This is a genomic window from Pedobacter sp. 22226 (assembly GCF_052045455.1).
In the GTDB taxonomy this organism is placed as follows: Bacteria; Bacteroidota; Bacteroidia; order Sphingobacteriales; family Sphingobacteriaceae; genus Pedobacter; species Pedobacter jeongneungensis.
Genome location: NZ_JBQEPB010000006.1, coordinates 361,340 through 381,457, shown reverse-complemented (window position 1 = coordinate 381,457; position 20,118 = coordinate 361,340). Strand labels below are relative to the sequence as shown.

The 20,118-nt window shown below is 38.6% G+C and carries 14 protein-coding genes; 6 read left to right on the top strand and 8 right to left on the bottom strand.

Annotated elements, in window-relative coordinates; all coding sequences use genetic code 11:
* Position 1: 1 nt before the first annotated feature.
* Positions 2–772: an SDR family NAD(P)-dependent oxidoreductase gene (locus ACTJKC_RS16225; RefSeq protein ID WP_440793520.1), complete on the bottom strand. Its 771-nt coding sequence runs from the start codon at positions 770–772 to the stop codon at positions 2–4.
* Between the two features lie 233 nt (positions 773–1,005).
* On the opposite strand from ACTJKC_RS16225, the gene ACTJKC_RS16220 reads away from it, so the two are divergent.
* Positions 1,006–1,533: an OmpA family protein gene (locus ACTJKC_RS16220; RefSeq protein ID WP_440793518.1), complete on the top strand. Its 528-nt coding sequence runs from the start codon at positions 1,006–1,008 to the stop codon at positions 1,531–1,533.
* 94 nt (positions 1,534–1,627) lie between these two features.
* Here ACTJKC_RS16220 and ACTJKC_RS16215 read toward each other — a convergent pair whose 3' ends face one another.
* The 3 genes from ACTJKC_RS16215 to ACTJKC_RS16205 form a co-directional block, all read right to left on the bottom strand.
* A complete protein-coding gene (locus ACTJKC_RS16215; protein ID WP_344853604.1) occupies positions 1,628–1,924 on the bottom strand; it encodes a SelT/SelW/SelH family protein in 297 nt (98 codons plus the stop codon).
* A 705-nt stretch (positions 1,925–2,629) separates the two neighbouring features.
* Positions 2,630–7,471, bottom strand: coding sequence for a chemotaxis protein CheB (locus tag ACTJKC_RS16210; protein ID WP_440793515.1), 4,842 nt, complete (start codon positions 7,469–7,471; stop codon positions 2,630–2,632).
* Between the two features lie 4 nt (positions 7,472–7,475).
* Positions 7,476–9,005, bottom strand: coding sequence for a GAF domain-containing protein (locus ACTJKC_RS16205; RefSeq protein ID WP_440793513.1), 1,530 nt, complete (start codon positions 9,003–9,005; stop codon positions 7,476–7,478).
* Positions 9,006–9,331: 326 nt separating this feature from the next.
* Between ACTJKC_RS16205 and ACTJKC_RS16200 the strand changes: the two genes are divergently transcribed.
* Positions 9,332–9,748 (top strand): SRPBCC domain-containing protein, encoded by a 417-nt coding sequence (locus ACTJKC_RS16200; RefSeq protein WP_440793512.1) that lies wholly within the window; start codon positions 9,332–9,334, stop codon positions 9,746–9,748.
* Here ACTJKC_RS16200 and ACTJKC_RS16195 read toward each other — a convergent pair.
* Both ACTJKC_RS16195 and ACTJKC_RS16190 read right to left on the bottom strand, forming a co-directional pair.
* Positions 9,723–10,838, bottom strand: coding sequence for a PepSY-associated TM helix domain-containing protein (locus tag ACTJKC_RS16195; protein WP_440793510.1), 1,116 nt, complete (start codon positions 10,836–10,838; stop codon positions 9,723–9,725). The two genes, ACTJKC_RS16200 and ACTJKC_RS16195, sit on opposite strands and share 26 nt — an antisense overlap.
* 3 nt (positions 10,839–10,841) lie before the next feature.
* A complete protein-coding gene (locus tag ACTJKC_RS16190; protein ID WP_440793508.1) occupies positions 10,842–13,193 on the bottom strand; it encodes a TonB-dependent receptor in 2,352 nt (783 codons plus the stop codon).
* A gap of 160 nt (positions 13,194–13,353) precedes the next feature.
* On the opposite strand from ACTJKC_RS16190, the gene ACTJKC_RS16185 reads away from it, so the two are divergent.
* The 4 genes from ACTJKC_RS16185 (at position 13,354) to ACTJKC_RS16170 (ending at position 17,104) form a co-directional block, all read left to right on the top strand.
* Entirely contained in the window at positions 13,354–14,148 is a 795-nt protein-coding gene (locus ACTJKC_RS16185) for an SDR family NAD(P)-dependent oxidoreductase (protein ID WP_440793505.1), read from the top strand.
* 837 nt (positions 14,149–14,985) lie between these two features.
* Complete coding sequence (locus tag ACTJKC_RS16180) at positions 14,986–15,792, top strand: phytanoyl-CoA dioxygenase family protein (protein WP_440793503.1); 807 nt, start codon at positions 14,986–14,988, stop codon at positions 15,790–15,792.
* Positions 15,793–15,950: 158 nt separating this feature from the next.
* Positions 15,951–16,640 carry a CDP-alcohol phosphatidyltransferase family protein gene (locus tag ACTJKC_RS16175; RefSeq protein ID WP_344853612.1) on the top strand — a complete coding sequence of 230 codons (690 nt, stop codon included), beginning with the start codon at positions 15,951–15,953 and terminating at the stop codon, positions 16,638–16,640.
* Positions 16,637–17,104: a GtrA family protein gene (locus tag ACTJKC_RS16170; protein ID WP_440793500.1), complete on the top strand. Its 468-nt coding sequence runs from the start codon at positions 16,637–16,639 to the stop codon at positions 17,102–17,104. The genes ACTJKC_RS16175 and ACTJKC_RS16170 overlap by 4 nt, the downstream gene beginning before the upstream one ends.
* A gap of 410 nt (positions 17,105–17,514) precedes the next feature.
* On the opposite strand, the gene ACTJKC_RS16165 is transcribed toward ACTJKC_RS16170, so the two are convergent.
* Together ACTJKC_RS16165 and ACTJKC_RS16160 are read right to left on the bottom strand one after the other, a co-directional pair.
* Positions 17,515–18,606: a phosphotransferase enzyme family protein gene (locus tag ACTJKC_RS16165; RefSeq protein ID WP_440793498.1), complete on the bottom strand. Its 1,092-nt coding sequence runs from the start codon at positions 18,604–18,606 to the stop codon at positions 17,515–17,517.
* A 115-nt stretch (positions 18,607–18,721) separates the two neighbouring features.
* Positions 18,722–20,074: a Gfo/Idh/MocA family protein gene (locus tag ACTJKC_RS16160; protein WP_440793496.1), complete on the bottom strand. Its 1,353-nt coding sequence runs from the start codon at positions 20,072–20,074 to the stop codon at positions 18,722–18,724.
* Positions 20,075–20,118: the final 44 nt, after the last annotated feature.

Sequence of the window (20,118 nt, the reverse complement as noted above, 5' to 3'; positions counted from 1 at the left end):
CTTATTGCTCTTCGTAATGATAGGTTAAACCGCCATCAACAAAATAAGTTGATCCAGTTACATACGCGGCATCATCAGAAGCGAGAAAAGCCACCACATTGGCCACATCTTCTACCTTGCCCATTCTTTTTAAGGGGATATTCTGCAGCACTTTTTCCAGTTGCTCCTTATCATTCAATAAATCCTGATTGATGGGAGTAGAAACTGCACCCGGCGCTACATTATTGATCCTGATGTTAAAAGGCGCCAGTTCTGTGGCCAGGTTTCTTGTCAGCATTCTTAAACCGCCTTTACTGGCACAATACGCTGCAAAATGCGGAAATACAATTTCTTCGTGTACCGAACTCATGTTAATTATTGTTCCGGCTACTTTATGCTCCCTACAGTAGTTTACAAAAGACTGGATACCGAAAAAAACACCTTTTAAATTGGTATCCATTACCAAATCATAATCTTCTTCGGTTACTTCCCAAAAATTGGCCTTCTTCTCAACGCCTGCGTTATTGATCAAAATATCAAGATGACCAAACTCATTTACGGCATCGTTTACCAGTTTAATGGCTTCTTTCGCTTTACTTAAATCGGCTGCTAAAAAAGAAGCTTTTTGTCCCATTTTTTCGATCAGGACAATCAGTTTTTCGCCACGCTCATCAAACTTGTGTCCATTTAAAATAATATCACAACCTTCTTTGGCTAATTTTAAGGCACATGCAGCACCAATTCCCTGGCTGCTTCCGGTAATTAAAGCAACTTTATTTTTGAAACGATCCATATCCATATTTTATAATAGATAAAGAAAATTTAGCGGAATATGTTTGGAGAAACCGCATTAAAATGGTGTTGATTTAAAATAAGTTATCCTGAAAAAGATCCTGAAATGACAACTAAATCTGATTGATTGATGCAAAAAATATAACTTCTTAAATAAAACACCGTTATACGTGTAATCGTTTTTTAGTATGTTTGGGCAACAAACACACAATAAACTTAAATTAATTTTAAAACATGAACATTACCAAAAATCTCCTGTTTACTACGCTTATTGCTTTGGGTACGCTTACGATGTATTCTTGTAAAACCAAAAAACTGGCTGCAAAACCAGCTCCGGCACCTGTTGAAAAACCAGCACCACCTGTTGAAGAGAAAAAACCGACACCAGAACCTGAACCCGAAAAACCAGAACCCATTGAAAAACCGAATTTTAATTTAGATAACATCCAGTTCGAGTTTAATTCGTTTGTACTTAAAACTTCTTCTTTCCCAATTTTGGACAGAGCAGTGGCTGAAATGAAAAAATCACCAAATACTAAGTTTATCCTTAACGGATATTCATCTGCCGAGGGTACACCAGAACATAACATGTCACTTTCAGTTGACCGTGCAAATTCGGTAAAATCATATTTTGTGAATGCTGGTTTAAACGGTAACAACTTTACCATTGTTGGGCATGGGGATAAAGATCCGATTAGTCCGAATACGACTGAAGAAGGTAGAATTTTGAACCGTAGAACTGAAATTAAAGTTCAGAAATAAGAACAAAAAAACAATATTAAAAGCTGAATCGTGTAAAATGATTCAGCTTTTTTGTTTATAAGTTGCCTTACCGGCTTTATAAACTATTAAAGTCTTATTTTTTATCGTCCTGTTTAACATCAGAATGACCAAGGTTTTTATCTGGACTAATTTCATCTCGGATCAGCTGTTTTAACTCTTTTATCTCGGGAAAACGCTGCATCTGTTTCCTGTCGAAAATTAATTTATCATTTATCGTTATTGTAAATACACCCGATGTTTCGGCCGGCAATAAAGTAACGCCTTTTACCTCATCAACAAAAGTGGTTAAAATTTCCTGCGCCATATAAGCCGAACGTAGCATCCAGCCGCATTTAGGGCAATAGGTAATATTTATGAGGGGTTTCTCCATTGATTTTCTTTTTTACAAGGATACAAAATTATGGAAGATGTAAAACATAAAATGGATGAGGACTGATGACCATTATCAAATCACAAGGACCAATAGTGATGGTTAAAGGAATAATTGAGAAAATTGTTAAAAATGAAAGTAATGATCGATTTACATTGAACAATTATACCTAATTACACTGAAAAAATAAACTTACTCTGCGAGCATCTCTGTAGACTGTGGGAAATAATTATACACCCTAATCTGCCGCCTTTGAGCTAAAAATTTAAGCACCTACCTTTTCTTCTCTCTATCGGGCCTAAAAATAATATAAAAAACAAAAATTCCTGCTAATAAAAAAACTATTCCTAAAATTAAATTTGCCCTATCATCCATATAAAAGCAACACCGCTATGTACAAATAGTTGGGATTAACCTACAACCTGTAAGAGTAAACGATTTTAGCACTGAACAAAATGAACTAAACAAGTTTTAGGCTCATCTGTTATCAAAATAGAAATAGGGTATCCACATCCATGTTTACCCCATTTCAAATTACTCCCGTGTTAGAGGAATTATAAATACATTAATAAAGCACATTTTGTTTGCTTTGTATGGATTATCATACATAATAAATTTCAAAACAGGTTGAAACCAGTAAATAAAAATCCTTCTACTACGCTCAGGATGATAATGGTATAAAAATATTCAACATATACTACATCGCTATTTATCTTTCAATGGAATTTTAAACCAGAATTCTGAACCTTCCCCTTCTTTACTGTTTACGCCGATTTCTCCTCCGTGCCTTTCAACAATTTCTGCTGAGATATATAAACCTAAACCAAGCCCGGAGAAACTATGCGAAGAGGCTTCTACCCGGAAAAACCTGTCAAATACAAACTGCGATTTATCTTTAGGAATGCCAATACCATAGTCACGAACAGAAACCAAAAGGTAATCTTCTTCCGTTTTTGCCGAAACTTCAATTTTATCGGCATCGGGCGAATATTTAATGGCGTTTGAGATAAAATTACTCAATACCTGTTCAATACGGTTGCGATCGGCAAATACCTGTACATCGTTTATTTCCATCACAATATCATGCCCGTTCAAACTTTCCTGCAAGCCATCAATGGCATCTTCTATCACTCCGGCAATGTTAAAATCAGAGAAGTTGAAAGTCATTTTGCCAGCTTGTATCTTGGTTACATCCAATAAATCTTCAACGAGTGCCGTCAGCTTTCCAATCTGTCGGTTGGCCTTGTCTACAAACTCATAAATTTTTTCAAATTTCTGTTGTTCGGCCATTCTCAGCGCAAATTGCAAAAAGCCTTTAATACTGGTAATAGGTGTTTTCAGTTCATGACTGGCAATACTCATAAACTCATCTTTACGGTGCATCAGCTCTTTTGTGGCCTGTTGCGCTTTCATTAAATCGGTTACTTCGAAACCAAAAAAAGCAATTCCATCTATTACACCTTTATCAGAAAATACAGGGTTTAATATCATATCGAACCATTTCTCTACTGATTTACCTGTAGTTTTATTTACCTGATCAATTTTATAGGCATTGGCTACATAAGTTTTGCCTGTTTGCATTACCTGGTCTTCAATTTCCAGAAGTTCAGGCGATTCGAATTTAGATCCGTTCCCTATCCTTGAGCGGCCGATATAATCTGTACCTCCATCAAAGGTTTTAAAGGCTTCATTCACAAATTCGTATTTCAGTCCTTCCCCTCTGCGGATGGTAATTAATGCAGGTGCATTTTTGAAAATGCTGTAAAACTCGTCTTGCTGTTTTTTGATGAGTTTTTGGAGTTCTCCACGTTTTTTCTCGGTATGTTTCTGTTTGCTGATGTCGATTACGTAAGTTACAGCACCGTTAGGCACTTCTTCATCGAGCAGGGCAGCACCTACCAGCACATCAACAGGAACGCCATCTTTACGGAGGTATTGTTTTTCAAATGGCGGACAGAAACCTTCTTCTTTTAACAATTTAGCAGATATTTTGCTGATTGGTAAAAAAGCTTCGGGTGTGATCTGCATCCAGTCTATATTTCCATTTTCGAAATCAGACCGTGTATAACCTAAAAGTTTTAAGAAAATATCATTGGCATCCTCTATCCTGCCGGTTTCGGTATTGCTAAACAAAATGCCGATTACGTTTGATTCGAAAATCTTTCTAAATTTACGCTCGGTAGAGTTCAGTTTTACTTCGGTATCTACCAGTTTCGAAATATCAACAATAGAGCCTACCATGCGGTAAGGGGTTTGCAGATCATCCAGTAAAATACTGCCACGATCGAGTAAGGTAGCATAACTGCCATCGGCTTTTTGTAAGCGGTATTGGGATGTCCACTGTGTTTCGTTATGGTTAATGGCATCGTAAACACTGGTTTTTACCCTTTCGCGGTCATCCGGATGGATTTTATCAAACCAAAAGGCAATATTTTGAGTCTCCAAATCCTTTTCATAGCCAAACATTGTGGTAAAGTTATCGCTCCGCCACATGGTATTATGTGCTAAGTTCCAGTCCCAAATGGTATCGTTAGTGGCGTGTGATACGAGGTTGAAACGTTCTTCACTTTCAGAAAGTTTCATGGTCCGCTCCTTCACCTTCAGTTCAAGGTCGGAGTTAAGCTGGCGCAGGTTTTCGCGTGCACCCAAGAGCTCGTTGTAGTTTTTCTTCAGTTTCTGTTCGGCCAGTTTTTGCTGACTGATATCTGTGAGGGTGGCCACAAAACCATCCGACATTTTTACGGCAATAAGCTGGCACCATTGTTCTTTAGAGAACTGCAGTTCCGTTTCGAGCACCTTGCCATTTTCTACAACACCAACATATTTATTAAACAGGTTACTTACGGTTAGTTCGGGTAACATTTTAACCAGCCTTGCACCTGTTAGTTCTGCTTTATTTTTCTTTAAAATACTCAGTGCCGAATCGTTATAGGTACTGCATTCAAAATCAGTAATAAAATGCTTGGCATCCCTTACCGCCCTGAAAGCTAAAATACCATTTATGCTGGCATTAAAAACACCGCTAATGATGTTGTTCAGTTCGGTAATCCTTGAAATATCTACGAAAGAAATTACGACTCCATCTACCCGCTTATCTTTCCTTAAATAAGGCATAATCCGCATTAACGAACGGGTATTGTTTTTTAGCTGAACTTCTTTTTCTATTATATGCCCGCTTAATAATACTTGTCTGATATCACCGGTAAAGTTTTCTGCCTTAATATTATTTGAAATATGTTCAATGGAGCGGCCAATATCTGCTTCAATAAGGTTAACCATGCTGATTGCTGCAGGATTAAATTTACGGATAATCATTCCCGCATCCAGAAAAATCTGTCCGATGTCTGTACTCCTGAAATAATTGTCCAGGTCATCGTTTAACTCAATGAGTTCTTTAATTTTAAGCTGATGCTCGGTATTAAGGGTATGAAGTTCTTCGTTAAGCGATTGCAATTCCTCATTGCTGGATTGCAGTTCTTCGTTTGCCGAAAGCAATTCTTCGTTACTGGATTGAAGCTCCTCGTTGGTGGTCTCCATTTCTTCAACCGCCATCTGCAGGTTAGAACGGGTTTCGTTCAGTTCGGCTTCCAATTCAAATACGTATTCAGATTGTGTAGCATCATGAAAACCAGGCAATGCCAATTCGTCTTTTCCGGCAACAACTTCTAAAACATGCTCGGCAAAAACCACCATTGTAAAGCCGTTCGTATTTGCAGGATCGGATGGTACGATGGAGATATTGACAAATAAATTATCCTTAAAACGGATCTTTTTTAAGGTGATTTTTTTATTCTCTTTCCATGCTTTTCTCAGTCCGGTATTAAGCACAACTGATACCTCTCTGGGTACCATTTTCAAAATATTCAGTTCAATGCTTTGTTCGGGCAGCGATAAATATTGCCTGTAATCGCCAACAGCATCCTGCATAACATAAGCCTGATCTATAAATACGGCTACATACCCAACATCTGATGAGAGAAAGTCGGCCAGGCGTTTTTCGAGCGGACTTTGAACAGTTTCATTAACATTTCCTTTTTTCCGGTCTAAACCAGGGGCTGTCCTGGAGCCGGTGTTATACGTATTATAGGTAGAATAATTAATTTTTCCGGTTTTCTGATAGATTTTCGATTTACCCGAAATTTCTGTTAATCCGGCTTTCATAGATGATGCCGTTTCGCTTGAGCCCAGAAACAGGTAACCGTTAGGCAGCAGCGAAAAGTGAAATATCGAGAGAATTTTTTCCTGAAGGATGCTGTTGACATAAATAAGCATATTCCGGCAGGTAACCAGGTCGTTTTTTATAAAAGGCGGCGATTTAATTACATCGTGTTTGGCAAACACCACCTGTTTACGTAAGCTGGCAATCACGCTGATGTATTTCCCTTCCTGTATAAAGTACTTTTTAAACAGGTGGGCCGGAATTTCCTTTTTTACAGTAAGCGGATATTGCCCTTTGGAAGCAATTTCGATGCTTTTATCATCAATATCTGAAGCAAATATTTTAATTTCGATTTTTTTACCAGAGCGGTCTACACAATCATTTACCATCGCGGCAACAGAGTAAGCTTCTTCTCCGGTGCTACAGGCACATATCCAGATTTTGATAACATCGCCATCTTCTTTTCGTGCAACTATATCCTGCAAGGCATATTCGTTAAGCTGTGCAAAGGCCTGTTCATCCCTGAAAAATTTGGTTACACCGATGAGGAAATCCTGCGCTAAAATTTTCACTTCATTTGCATTGCCCCGCAAAAATTCTACATAACGATCGAGTTTTTTTATGCCTCTTTCATTCATCCTCCGGCCAATGCGCCTGATGATGGTTGGGGTTTTATAGAGGTTAAAATCGTTGCCGCTGCTGTTGTGTACCAGTTTAAATATTTCATCAAGCAGTTCTTCATTTACCTTACCGTTTTCGAGTACTTTAACGGGTTCTTCATTTACGTAACTAAAAAGCTCTTCCTGCATCCTTGAAGGAACCATCACATGATCGGCGTTGCCTGATGCTATGGCTGAATTTGGCATTCCGTCGAACTTGGCAGAAGCCGGATCCTGAACAATTACCATCCCGCCGTTTTCTTTAATGCTTTGGATGCCTTTGGTGCCATCAGTTCCTGTTCCGGAGAGGATAATGGCAATGGCTTTTTCTTTTTTATCTTTAGCCAGGGTATATAAAAAATGATCAATCGCCGTATTTGGTGCTTTAATCTGCGATTTATCTGCCAGTTTAAGCCGTCCATTTACCAAAGTCATGAGTTTATTATTGGGAATAATATACACGCAATCCTGTTGGATGGCCATATCATTTGCGGCTTCGAACACCTTCATATGGGTATGTTTGCCCACCAGCTCTACCAGTAAACTTTTATAATCTGAAGAAAGGTGCTGGATTACGACAAAAGAAAAACTCGAATTTGCAGGCATGTGGTCGAAAAATTCGTGAATAGCTTCCAAACCACCTGCAGAAGCTCCAATAGCTACAATATATTTATCGTAACGCTTATTCAATACCAGATCCTGCTTTTCCTTTTCCTGCTTTTTTTCCATCAGGTTAATTATAAAGTTGCTTTGTTCTAAATTCAAATATAAAATTCCTCAATGATTCGGCGATTTCCAGTTCATTTTGGACCCAGTGCAATGATTGACCATAAACGGTTTGTAACCAAAGTTTAAACGAGTTACGCGGGTGATAGTTTTTACCGTCTTTGTCAAAATTGATGACCTGCTCCGGGTCTCCGCCCCATTTTATCTGCCGTATTACCTCCGGACGGAAACAGATGACATAATCGCCGCTCCTGCCATCAACAGGAATAACCAAGATGCCACTTCCTGTTTTTTCGTAAGCCCTGGCTTCTTCATATAATTCGCCCAGGTGGCTGCTCGAAAAAATCTTTTCAATCCCCTTGCCTTCAAGCCAGAGCATCAGGTTATAAATTTCACTTTTATCAGGAATATCACCCCGGTATTCTATTCGGTTTCCAATCTTTACCACCACTCCACCAGCATTAAACAAAGAAAGAATGTTTAGGTTTTCGTCATCCAGCAATCCTTCGATAATATCATCTTTACCATAAATAAAATCAGTAATGGCGGTCCGTTTTTCCAATCTAGAGGCCGATTGATTGTAATCTTCCTGATCTAAAATGGCTGCAATCCTGTTTGATATTTCTACCGAAAGCCATTCGAAAATATAGCGCATATCTACATTCGGATAATTTGGTTCGATGTGGTGGCAGGAAATTAACCCCCATAGCTTACCCTCACGCAACACCCTGATCGACATAGATGCACTTACATTCATATTCTGCATGTACTCCAGATGTACCGAAGCCACGCCCCGTAAATTACAGTCAGACAGATCGATAAACGCGTTCGTTAACGGATTAATTACCGGATATAAGCGAACAGGCTGATAAGCCCTATTAGAAATAAGCCTGAAGGGATTTTTAAGGTAAAGTGCCCTTGCCTGTTTAGGCACATCAGAAGCCGGAAAGGTTTGGCCGAGATAACTTTCCAGTGCTCCTGAAATATCTTCAGCAATAACAGTTCCGTTCCAGTTGGCATCGAACTGGTACATCCTTACTCCATCAAAGCCAGAAACTTTACGTAATTGTTTAATGGCCACATTGCAAACTTCTTCCAGGGTAGAGCCGCTTTCCATTGCCGAAATAAACTGCCTTACTTCCTGAAAAACATCCGAAAAGCTTTTCCTTCCTTCTTTTGATGCCGTTTCTATTTCGAGCAGTGAATAATCATTTTTAATGTGGATCAAACCATCAAAAGACAGCTGTTTGCCCTCTTTCTCAAACAGGAGGTTCAAAGGAATCCTGTCTTTGGCATCACCGGCAATGAGTTTAGTGATATTTTCTACATCAGCGCGGCTAAAAAAAGATGATAAATGTTTGTTCATCATCTGCGCAGGTGCCTCATCCGTTATGGTACTCAGGTTTTCGCTGACCTGAATAATATTCAGCGTTTTATTATCAAGCACCAGCAGGTACCCGTAGTCCTGAATGGAGTTGATGTGGTGTATGGGCAAATTTCCGCAGAATTCTGCATCATAATTTCGTATTTCAGACATTTCCGACTATCGTTGATGGTAACCTTGTGAAGACAAACACAAGATTCCATTTCTTAACAATTATACTGCCAACAAGTTAACAGTTTAAGATAATTTTCCTTTAAATAAGCCGATCAAGGCATATCTTGCTAAAATATAGATTAAGGACATTACATAACGAAAAATCATGAAAATAATACTACAGATACAACCCATAGGAATGTTATTATACCATGCATGTATCTTAGTAAAAAAAGTAAATATGCCTGAATAACCCTTTTTATGTCTTCAACAGCCGCCTGAATTTTGATTGATAAGGGTTAATTTTATAACATAATCAACAGAACATGAGCAACGAAAAGAATTTAACAGCCAGTATAGAGATTAACAAACCGGTTGAGGTGGTTTGGGAACTTTGGAATGATCCGGTACATATTGCCGTTTGGAATGCGCCATCTGAGGAATGGATCAATGAGAAAATTGAGAATAACCTGACTGAAGGAGGATTTTTTTTATATGTAATGGCAAAAAAAGATGGCAGCGAAAAATTCAATTTTAAAGGTACTTATACCGAAATAATCAAACATAAACGCATTGCCTATACGTTAGATGATAACAGAAAAAGTTTGATCACTTTTACAGGAGATCAACCGGTTACCCTTACCGAAACCTTTGAGCCTGTTACACATCTTGATTTGGGCATGCAGCAGGAGTTCTGCCAATCTGGACTGAACCAGCTTAAAGCTTATGCTGAACGGTTGTAGCCGTTTTTTTAACTGGTTTCTTCCTTTTCTTCCACCAGATGATAAAACCGGTGACGGGTAAACTGGCGGCAATTAACGCGGCCAGGAAAGAAACTATTTTATTGGGTAGCCCTAAAAGCCTGCCCGTATGCAGGTCGTAATTGGTCGCTTCGATTAAGTCGGCGCCATTAAAATCTTTATACAGTTTAGCCCTGAGCATTGCTCCGGTAGCTTCCTCGTAAAAAAATGTATTCTGATTTCTCGCCCAGCGGTAAGGATAAATCATTCTTAAACGCAGTTCGCCTTTACCCCGCAAAGAAAAATTGGTTGCCATAGCCCCCGGATATTTATTTTTTGCTTCAGTATAAATTTTATTGTAACGTACAGGTAACGAATCAATCTGCGCCGGTTTAGCAGCAACAGTGGCTTTTCCCTGCCCCAGTTTACTGCCGGTAAAAAAACTCGCTGTATTTTTTACACTTTTAAAGGCAAAATATAAACCGCTTAAAGCGGTTATTAAGAGCACGATCGATGCATAAAAACCAAGTACATTGTGCAGGTCGTAATTGAGGCGTTTAAATGATGCTTTCCTTTTAATCGTTAAAGATTGTTTTAATAAACGCATTTGCCCGGGGAACCAAAGCACCAGCCCGGTAATCAGCATGATCACAAAAATAACCACCGACCATTGCATGATAAACTCTCCGGTTTTCCCCAACAATAATGAAAGATGGATGTGTTCAACTACCTGAAGCCAGTCTTCTTTTCCTTTTTTTACTAAAGAAGCGTCGTAAGGGTTAAAATAATAAACAGCAGCTTTTTTTGTGGTAATTTCTACTGTTGCATTCGGTATAGCATTTTCAATTCGGATCAACCTTAACTGATCTTTTGGCGAAAGTTTTTCAAAGCTTAAAATAACCTGATCTAAACCAACGAAAGGCTTCTGCTGAACTGCCACATAACGAAAATCTTTCTGGGTTAGATCTCTTATTTCTTCTTCAAATACGTAAAGCGCACCTGTAATACTGATGATGATAACAACCAAACCACTTGCCAGGCCTAACCAGAGGTGAATATTCCTGATGGCGTTTTTAAAGTTTTTATTTTTCATTGCCTAAAATGCATAGCCCAGCGATAGGTTAAACCTGCGTCCGTTGCCCCTCACATAATTTACATTGCTGCCATAAAACTGAGAAATAGCAGGATAATAAACCTTATTCAGTAAATTTTCTACCCCTAATGACAGTTTTAAAGGTTGTATAATCTGATAGGCAGCTGCAACATTAAACAGGTTAAAAGCTTTAACCGGACCTTCTCCGATTAAATATTTACCCGCAGCGTTGGTTTTAAAGCGATCGCGGTTACCAACACGCATCCAGTTTACATCCAGGCTCAGGTTTTTAATGCCCGTATATTTTAAATAAACAGTAGTTTTAGACGGCGGGATACGCGTTGTATTTAAATACACATCTTTATCGCCATTAAAATTCCCATCATCATCCACATCACCTTTTCCTTCTACCTGTGCATAATTTCCTCCTATGCCCAGCTCTTTTAAAATCTGGTAATCAGCCTGGATTTCAAATCCATATACACGCTCAGGAATACGCTGAGAGATGTACGTTCCATTCACTTCTAAAAGGTTGGCACCCAGTTTTGATGTACTGTAATAATAGGCCGCGCTAAAATTTAAGTTGCCAATTGTGCTGCTAAAGCCAGCTTCATAATTGTTTACAATAATCGGCTTGGTTTCTAACTGTGATAAAGTATTGCTTTTTGCCGCCCTTAAAACCCTGCCTAATTCAAATACCGAAAATGATTGTGCATAGCTAACAAAAGGATTAAAGAATTTAAATTTAGAATAACGCGCACCTGCATTAAACACCAGGGCATTGTAGTTTAATTTACCACCTTGTACAGCAATGCTTCCGGCACCGTTGGCGCCAGTGGCCAGGGTGTTAAAATCGTCCACATCGATATTGATGTTCTCGATCCTTAAGCCGCCTTTAATGGTTAAATCGTTCATTAAAGTTGCCGAAGCCTGTAAATAAGGTGCAAAATTAACCATGTTCATATCCGGCACCCATAAACGGCCATCAGTTAAGCTTTGTGCAGTTTTATCGTTCATTAAATCCAAACCGTAGTTCAATTGCATGGGCACCTTTTGGGTAATGTTAAATGGTGTATTTAAATTTACCCTTGCACCTTTCTTTGTTGAAGTAATAGCAGATTGGCCACTACCAAAAAATGATGCTGAATTTGAATAAATGGTATAAAAATCCTGGTAATATATATTGGCTGTTAAATCAGTTTTACCAAAAATCTGCTGATTGGTATATTGTAAATTGGCATTATGGTTAAACCTTGTCCCTTCATCTTCGCCCAATCTTGTTCCGTAAACACCAATTGCGGGCAATTGACCATAAACGCCATCTTTGGTAATATATTTAGAGTGCTGCCTTGAACTGAAATAATTGTACATTACCTGTAAACGCTGCCTGGTGGTAATGTTATAACCCAGTTTTACAAAACCGTTGTAAGATTTCGTTTCACCCAAACCATATTCAGGCGAAATTACCAAACCCTCAGCATCACGGAAAACACCTGTTTTTTCGTACATGCCACTTACCAGGTAATCAAATTTATCCACCTTGCCATACAGCTGTTGCGAAAAACGATAACCTATGGTGCTGTCGCCTTTTAAGTTACCCGTAATCCCTGCCTGACTATAACCTCCGAAGGATTTGCCTTTATCGGCTTTTTTAGTGATGTAGTTGATTAAACCACCTTCTGCTCCATTACCATAAATAGCCGTAGCACCTTTAATTACCTCTACACGTTCAATTACCGAAGGATCGATACTGCGGATATCCCTGCCGCCTGCCCTTAAGGGTGTAGATTGCGGAATGCCATCAATTAATACCAAAACATTTCTTCCACGCAAAGTCTGACCAGAGTTACCTGTCTGATTGGTAGAAAAACCTAATCCAGGTACACTGTAAGAAAGTATGTTGGCCAAATTCGGACTAATGGCAGATTGTGTATTTAATTCTTTTGCCGTAAGCACGGTTACCGAAGATGGTGTTTGCGATAAAGATTCAGGCCTTCTGCTTGCCGAAACAATTACGTCGTTAAGTCCTTCGCTCTGTTCTTTTAAAATGAAAATAACTTTGGCTGTATCATTTATATTCACCAATACGCTCTGCTCAAAAGGGTCGTATCCGGTTATGGAAACCCTAACCTGTTGATTTCCGGCCGGTACAGAAACCAACTTAAAATTTCCGGATTTATCTGAAGTGGTTTTAAGGTTTTGCTTCCTGATCTGGATATTGGCAAAGGGTACGCTGTTTCCCAGCGAATCGACAACTTTACCACTGATTGATCCTTTCTCTGTTTGTGCAAAGATGGTAACGGACGATAGGATAAAAAGAACTATGGCTAAAAGTTTGATATAAATGTGCTTCATGAAACTGGAAATTTCGGCAAATCTAACATTATTTAGACTTGTTAAAAATAATAATCAGAAAAAGATGCCTATCTGGGAATTAATCATTCGCCATTTTAAAATAATTGAGACATAATTTCTATTTTATTTGATATTTGTGCTAACCGTTTAAATAAAAAGGATGTCGGAAATAAAGAAGCTTAAGTATGCAATGGTAACCGGTGCCAGTAAAGGTATCGGCAGATCGATGGCTGTTGCACTGGCGAAAAGAAAAATTAACTTACTGCTAGTTGCCCGTTCAGCAGATGAACTACATGGTCTTCAAAACGACATTAAAAAAAAATACGGTGTTGAAGTAGATGTTTTATCCATCGATCTCAGCTTGCCGCAGTCGCCAAAGGAAGTTACAGATTGGGTAAATGCAAAAAATTACGCTGTTTACATCCTCATAAACAATGCAGGTTATGGTTTATGGGGCAAGTTTGCCGCGCTGGATTTGACCGCTCAGTTAGAAATGTGTCAGTTAAATATGAATACCGTTACTTCATTATGCCATTTACTGCTTCCAATACTTTCAAAAGAAAAAGAAGCTTATATCCTTAATGTATCCAGTACTGCAGCTTACCAGGCGGTGCCTACACTGGCCATTTATTCGGCAACTAAAGCCTTTGTATTATCATTTACAAGGGCATTGCGCTTCGAACTTAAAGACACCGGTGTTTCGGTAAGCTGCTTAAGTCCCGGGCCGGTTGATACCGGCTTTGCCAGTCGCGCAGGTTTGGATGCCTTTAGCAAAATGGCAGAAAAATTTAACATGCAGCCCGATGAAGTAGCTGAAATTACAATTAAAGGGATGTTTAACAAAAAATCAGAGATTATTCCAGGTTTTACGAATGTCATCAGCGTATATGCCAATAGAATTTTACCAAAAGGATTTATCGAGAAAATGGCCGCAGGGATTTATAAGACGAAATAAGATGGAAGATGTGGGATGGAAGATGGAATTAATAACCAATGATTCATTTGTAATGACCAACTGCTACCTCACTAAATGATTTTGTGATCCCGAGCGTAGTCGAAGGATCTTCCCAATACATTAATTTTACTTTGATAATCTTCCGGAACCAATGCCTGTAAGATTGTCAAAGTTTACTGTTTCAGCGTTTCAATCTGCAGAAACGATTTGTCATCCTGAAGTTTACTTTGACAATCTTTTGGGAATAATGCCTGTAAGATTATTAAAGTTTACCTTTTAGAAGAAAAATAAACCCAGATAGATTTCATGGAATTACAATCTGCCAGAAGCGATTTGTCATCCTGAGCGTTGTCGAAGGATCTTCCCAATAACATTAAAGTTTACTTTGACAATCTTTTGGGAATAATGCCTGTAAGGTTGTCAAAGTTTACCGTTTAGAAGAAAAATAACCCAAATAATTTCTTAGCGTTGCAATCTGCCAGAAACGATTTGTCATCATGAAATTTACTTTGACAATCTTCCGGAGCCAATACCTGTAAGATTGTCAAAGTTTACCGTTTCCCCAATACATTAATTTTACTTTGATAATCTTAAGGAACCAATAACCTAGCCGCCCTCAAAAAATATTTTAAAAAATTTTAAATAAAATTCTTTGGAATATTAAAAATATGTTACGTTTGCATTAAATACTACTAAATCTATAGATAATGTCGAATAAAACAAACCTGTTTTATTTTCCTTCAGTACCGAACCACTCGCCCATGCGAATGTGCTGTTGTTGCGCATAATTCTATCTATTCAATTTATTTCTTTTTCTAAACCTTTAATTTACTTACAATGGCCACATCGTATCCAACCTTTACCCTATCCGATCAGTTAACCAGGCAACAACTTGATTTTTTTAACACCCATGGTTTTATCCATTTCAAAAATTTCATTAAACCAGCAACGGTTTCTTCCATCATTGATGCCTCTAAAGAGGTGGAAAAAAAATGGATCGAACAAGATATCAAAAAAATAAACGGAGTGCCTATTAAATACGGAAAAGACCTCGATGGCTCGCCGATTGTACAACGTTTCGCTTTTCTTAATCAACAGCATCAAACTTTGAGCGGTTTATTGTTAGATCCACGTTTTAATGCGCTGCTTCAGCTGGCTGGCGATGGTGCGCGATTAGGTACAGAAGAAAAAGACGGTATGGTATTTAACCACTACATTAACGGACCAGACAGCAAATTCAGCAAAATGGGCTGGCATACCGATGGTTTAAGGGATATTTTTTATGGCACAAAATTGAACCCAATGTTGAATGTTGGCATCCATTTAAGTACCTTAAAACCCGAAAATGGCGGATTAAAGATTATTCCGGGCACGCACAAACAAAGTATATACCAGATGTTGTTCCGCAAGAAATACTTTTTGGATAACAAACCGGATGCTGATGAAGTATCGATCTTGCCTGAAGCCGGGGATTTAACCATACACGATGGCCGTTTATGGCACAGGGTTGCAGAATCGGCTGTACGTGGTGAGGAAAGCAGGCGCCGTGTAATTTACATCCCGATTATTGCAGGTAAGTACGCACCAAAAAATGAGAATAGTCCGACGGTGTTTTACCAGCGTTTTGCAGGGATTGTAAAATAAATATATGTTATTTGTACTATTATTCAGTTACCTGGTCAGATCAGGAAAGCTAAAGCGGATAAGCGATTTTTATAAGTGCATACCGAAGAAAATCGGTTTAAAATTTTACCGGCCGGGAACCGCGATACTATTTAGCGTAATACTGGTTGGGGTATAAATTGGAGGATAACATTAAACAGAACGAAAACCATACAAAAGGCAAAAGGGTATTTGCAGATCGGGAACGGACCAATATTTTACGTAAGGGCGAGCAAAGCCTGATCCTTTTTTTATTGAAGAAAGTACCTGCGTGGGTATCTCCTAATATTATGACGGGTATCGGAATGTTCGGATCTATAATTGTGTTTTCTGCATTTATTTTAGCTCATTTCTACAGCCGGACTTATTTACTGACGGGGATTTTAGGATTTTTCATCAATTGGCTTGGCGATTCGCTGGATGGCCGATTAGCATATTACCGCGAAACACCTCGAAAATGGTATGGTTTTGCACTCGATATTATTATGGATTGGCTCAGCATTATCCTCATTGGTTTTGGATATTATTTTTATGCAGAAGGACTCACACAGGTTTTAGCCTTTCTTTTTGTAGTGCTTTATGGCTGGTCGATGATTATCAGCCAGTTGAGGTACAAGATAACCGGTCATTACCAAATCGATTCGGGCCGCTTAGGGCCAACTGAACTGCGAATCATCATTTCGATTGTTCTTATTGCCGAAACATTAATTACTGGCAGCATTACCTATTTTGCTATGGCCATGGTAGCTTTGTTAATGATATTAAACACCATTGATACCTTTAAACTTTTAAAAGCCGGCGATGCTAAAGACAGGGAGGAAAAAGCATGATCAACTGGCCATCTGTAAAGCTTTTTTTAAAGGCACAGGTATCTGCATTTTCTGGTGGGGTAACCGATTATGGTTTAATGGTGCTCTTAACCGAATGGCTTCATATCCATTTTACCATTTCAATTTTAATTTCCGGTACTGTTGGCGGAATTGTTAACTTTTGCATTAACCGTTTTTGGGCCTTCAAAAGCACCGATGATTATTGCAGTTCTGCGAGCGGGCAACTGATCCGCTTTTTTACGGTAGTTCTGGGAAGTATTTCTTTAAAATCAGGTGGAACTTATTTATTGCATCAAAGCCTGAATGTAGATTACAAAATCGGCAGATTATTAATTGACAGCGTTGTTTCTTATGGTTTTAACTATCCTCTAATGAAATATTGGGTGTTTAAAATTAATAAATCCCATGAATTTGATGATGAAGAGGAGTATTTTGATCCCATTGGGAGAGAACAAAGGGCTTAATTACTTTGCTACTATTTTTTATGATTTATCATATAATAGCCCTACCATATTTAACTGGCAAGCGTTTGCGCTTTATTCGTTAAAATAAAGCGATTCAAAGGGTTAATTTCTTTAGAAAAGTGACGATAGGCTTTTAAGTGATGATTTATCTCGATAAATTGTCACTTAAAAGCCAATTTTTCATTGGATGAAGCAATCTCTATTGTATTATTAAAAGCTAAAAGATTGCTTCGTTGTTCCTCCTCGCAATAACAACTTTTCTACTTAAATCTGTCGATGGTAAAAGTAAAAATTTCAATTCAACAGACCGTTGATTATAGATATATGTATATTTCTAATTAATAAAGGTAAAAAAGGATGTCCAGCCCAAACGATGAAGCATAAAAACCGAACACCTTACCTTTACCTTATCAGTTTAATATTGTTTTAGGGTCGCTTACCCTATCCTGATTTATTTTTTTAATAATTTCTTCGAATCTGGATTGTTTTTCAATGTATTTATTTAATAAATCGATCTGGTTTAAGCCCCTTACCAAATTATGACCGGCATAATTGGTTTTATAGTAAGTATCTCCATTTAAAAAATCGGCTATAAACCTTACGGCCTGCATGTAAATCATAAATTTACCTGCATAAATGAAGAATTGTTTTTCAGTAAAATTTAAAACCGGATCCATCTCTTCCATATATCCTTTATGTATCGCTGCAAACACATCTTCCCTGATGGCTATTTTACTAAAATCTTTTTCCTCTTCGTTTGCTTCTGATAAATAAGTACGCATCATATCACCTACATCGCTTATAAAATAGCCCGGCATCACCGTATCCAGATCGATTACGCACAAGCCAACACCTGTATCAACCTGCAAAAGCACATTGCTGATTTTGGTATCGTGGTGTACCACACGCAGGTTAAGTGCGCCGCTATCAACCATATGGCCGTATTGCTCTTCGATATCGTAATGCCTGATGATTTCGTCTATCGCGAATTTTGCTTCTTTGATCCTTTCTTTGGTTGCCTGCTCTAACGCAGTTTTAAACTGTTCTACACGCAATGGAAGGTTATGAAAATCTTCGATGGTGGGTTTTAACTTTTTTACATTGAAAGCGCATAACATCCTCGTAAATTTACCAAACTGCTTTGCAGCGTGATAAGCCTGCTCCGGATGGTGCACAAAATCAATTGAGCAAGAATTTTCAACAAAAGGGAAAACACGGTAAAAGTGATCGTCGATTACTACAAAATCATTTCCATCTGTAGTTGATATGGGCGCAACAAATAAATACTTGGGAGCGGTTTGATCCAGATATTTCTTTATCGTTTCGATATTTTGGGCAATATTTTGAGGCTGACGAAAAACCTCGGTATTTACTTCCTGTAAAATATAGGCTAATTCTTCACTATAAACTTTCCAGGTATGGTTAATTAAACCCGAGCCAAAAGGTTCAATTTTAAATTTTTCTACGTTAAGTCCATAAGCACCTAAGACTTCTTGAAACATAAGATGTTAATATTTTTGATGAAAATTGTTCCAGGTTAATCTACATTGATGCCCCCGGATAAAGTTGCGTGTTAAAATATGCGGGCAGGCTTGTACACACTACCCGCAACCGAGACTAAAAGCCGCTATCGTCTAAAGCGAAAGTATTTTTACGGTCTTTCCATTTTCCTTTGGTAAAATCAGGGAATTTTTGTGGCATGTTCCCTTCTTTTAACGATTTGGTAGAAAGCGGTGTAATTACACTCATGGTAACCGAATCATATACATCAATCGGCGTTTGTTTTTTCTGTTTTACCGCCTGGATAAAGCCGTTAAATACAAACCAGTCCATACCACCGTGACCAGCGCCTACTGCTTCTGCTTCGTATTTTTTCCAAAGCGGGTGATCATATTTATCAAACCACTCTTTTGCGGGATCCCAAACATCGTCCTTTTTAGATTTATGATCGATATAAACCGATTTGTTTACGTCCATCCAAAGGCCTTTTGTACCCTGCACCCTGAAACCGATAGAATACGGGCGGGGCAAGTGTGTATCATGACTTAACAACACGGTTTCGCCATTTGCACAGTTGATCATCGTTGTGGTTACATCACCGTTTTTATAATTGATTTTGGCATTTGGATGGCCTGGCGACATTTCTTCTACATAAGCAGCCAATCCTCTGGCTTTAGAGCTGAAGGATACCAGACTGGTAAAACTGTTCCCCCTGTTAATATTGGCATATTGCATTAACGGACCTACGCCGTGTGTGGGATACAGATCGCCATCCTGATCGATGTTGAACTGCGTACGCCATTGTGCCTCGCTTAAAGCTTTTGGGCCGTATTCTACCCCACCACCATAATAATCTTTGCCGTTGTTAAAAAGTACGTTTCTTAAATTATGCTGATACCCACCTTCCAGGTGTACCAATTCTCCAAAGAGGCCTTGTCTAACCATATTCAGGGCTGCCATCACATCTCTGCGGTAACAAACATTCTCCAAAGTCATGTAAGGCATGCCGGTTTTTTCAGAAGTATTTACAATATCCCAATGATCCTGTACGGTTAAACCTGCAATTACTTCGCAGCCCACATATTTACCAGCTTTCATGGCATCAACCGCCTGATCGCGGTGAAACTGCCACGGGGTTGCTATAATTACGGCATCAATGTCTTTACGTTCAATCAGTTTTTTGTAAGCATCTACCCCACCTGTATATTCTGTTGCGGCTGGCCTGCCTTTTTTAGCGATAAAAGCCCGGCAAACTTTAAGTGAGCTTTCCTGAGTATCGCAAATTGCCACGATTTCTACATCGTCTCTTAAAGCACCTTCAGAGATATGGCTCATTCCACGTGCGCCTACACCGATATAGCCCAATCTTACTTTTCCACTGTCTGATGATGCAAATAAACTTCCGGTTGGCAGGATGGTTAAACCAGCAGCCGTAAATGCACCATTTTTGATAAAATCTCTACGTTCCATTTGTGTTGTTTAATATTTATTGTTTAGTTTTTAATTGATCCGGT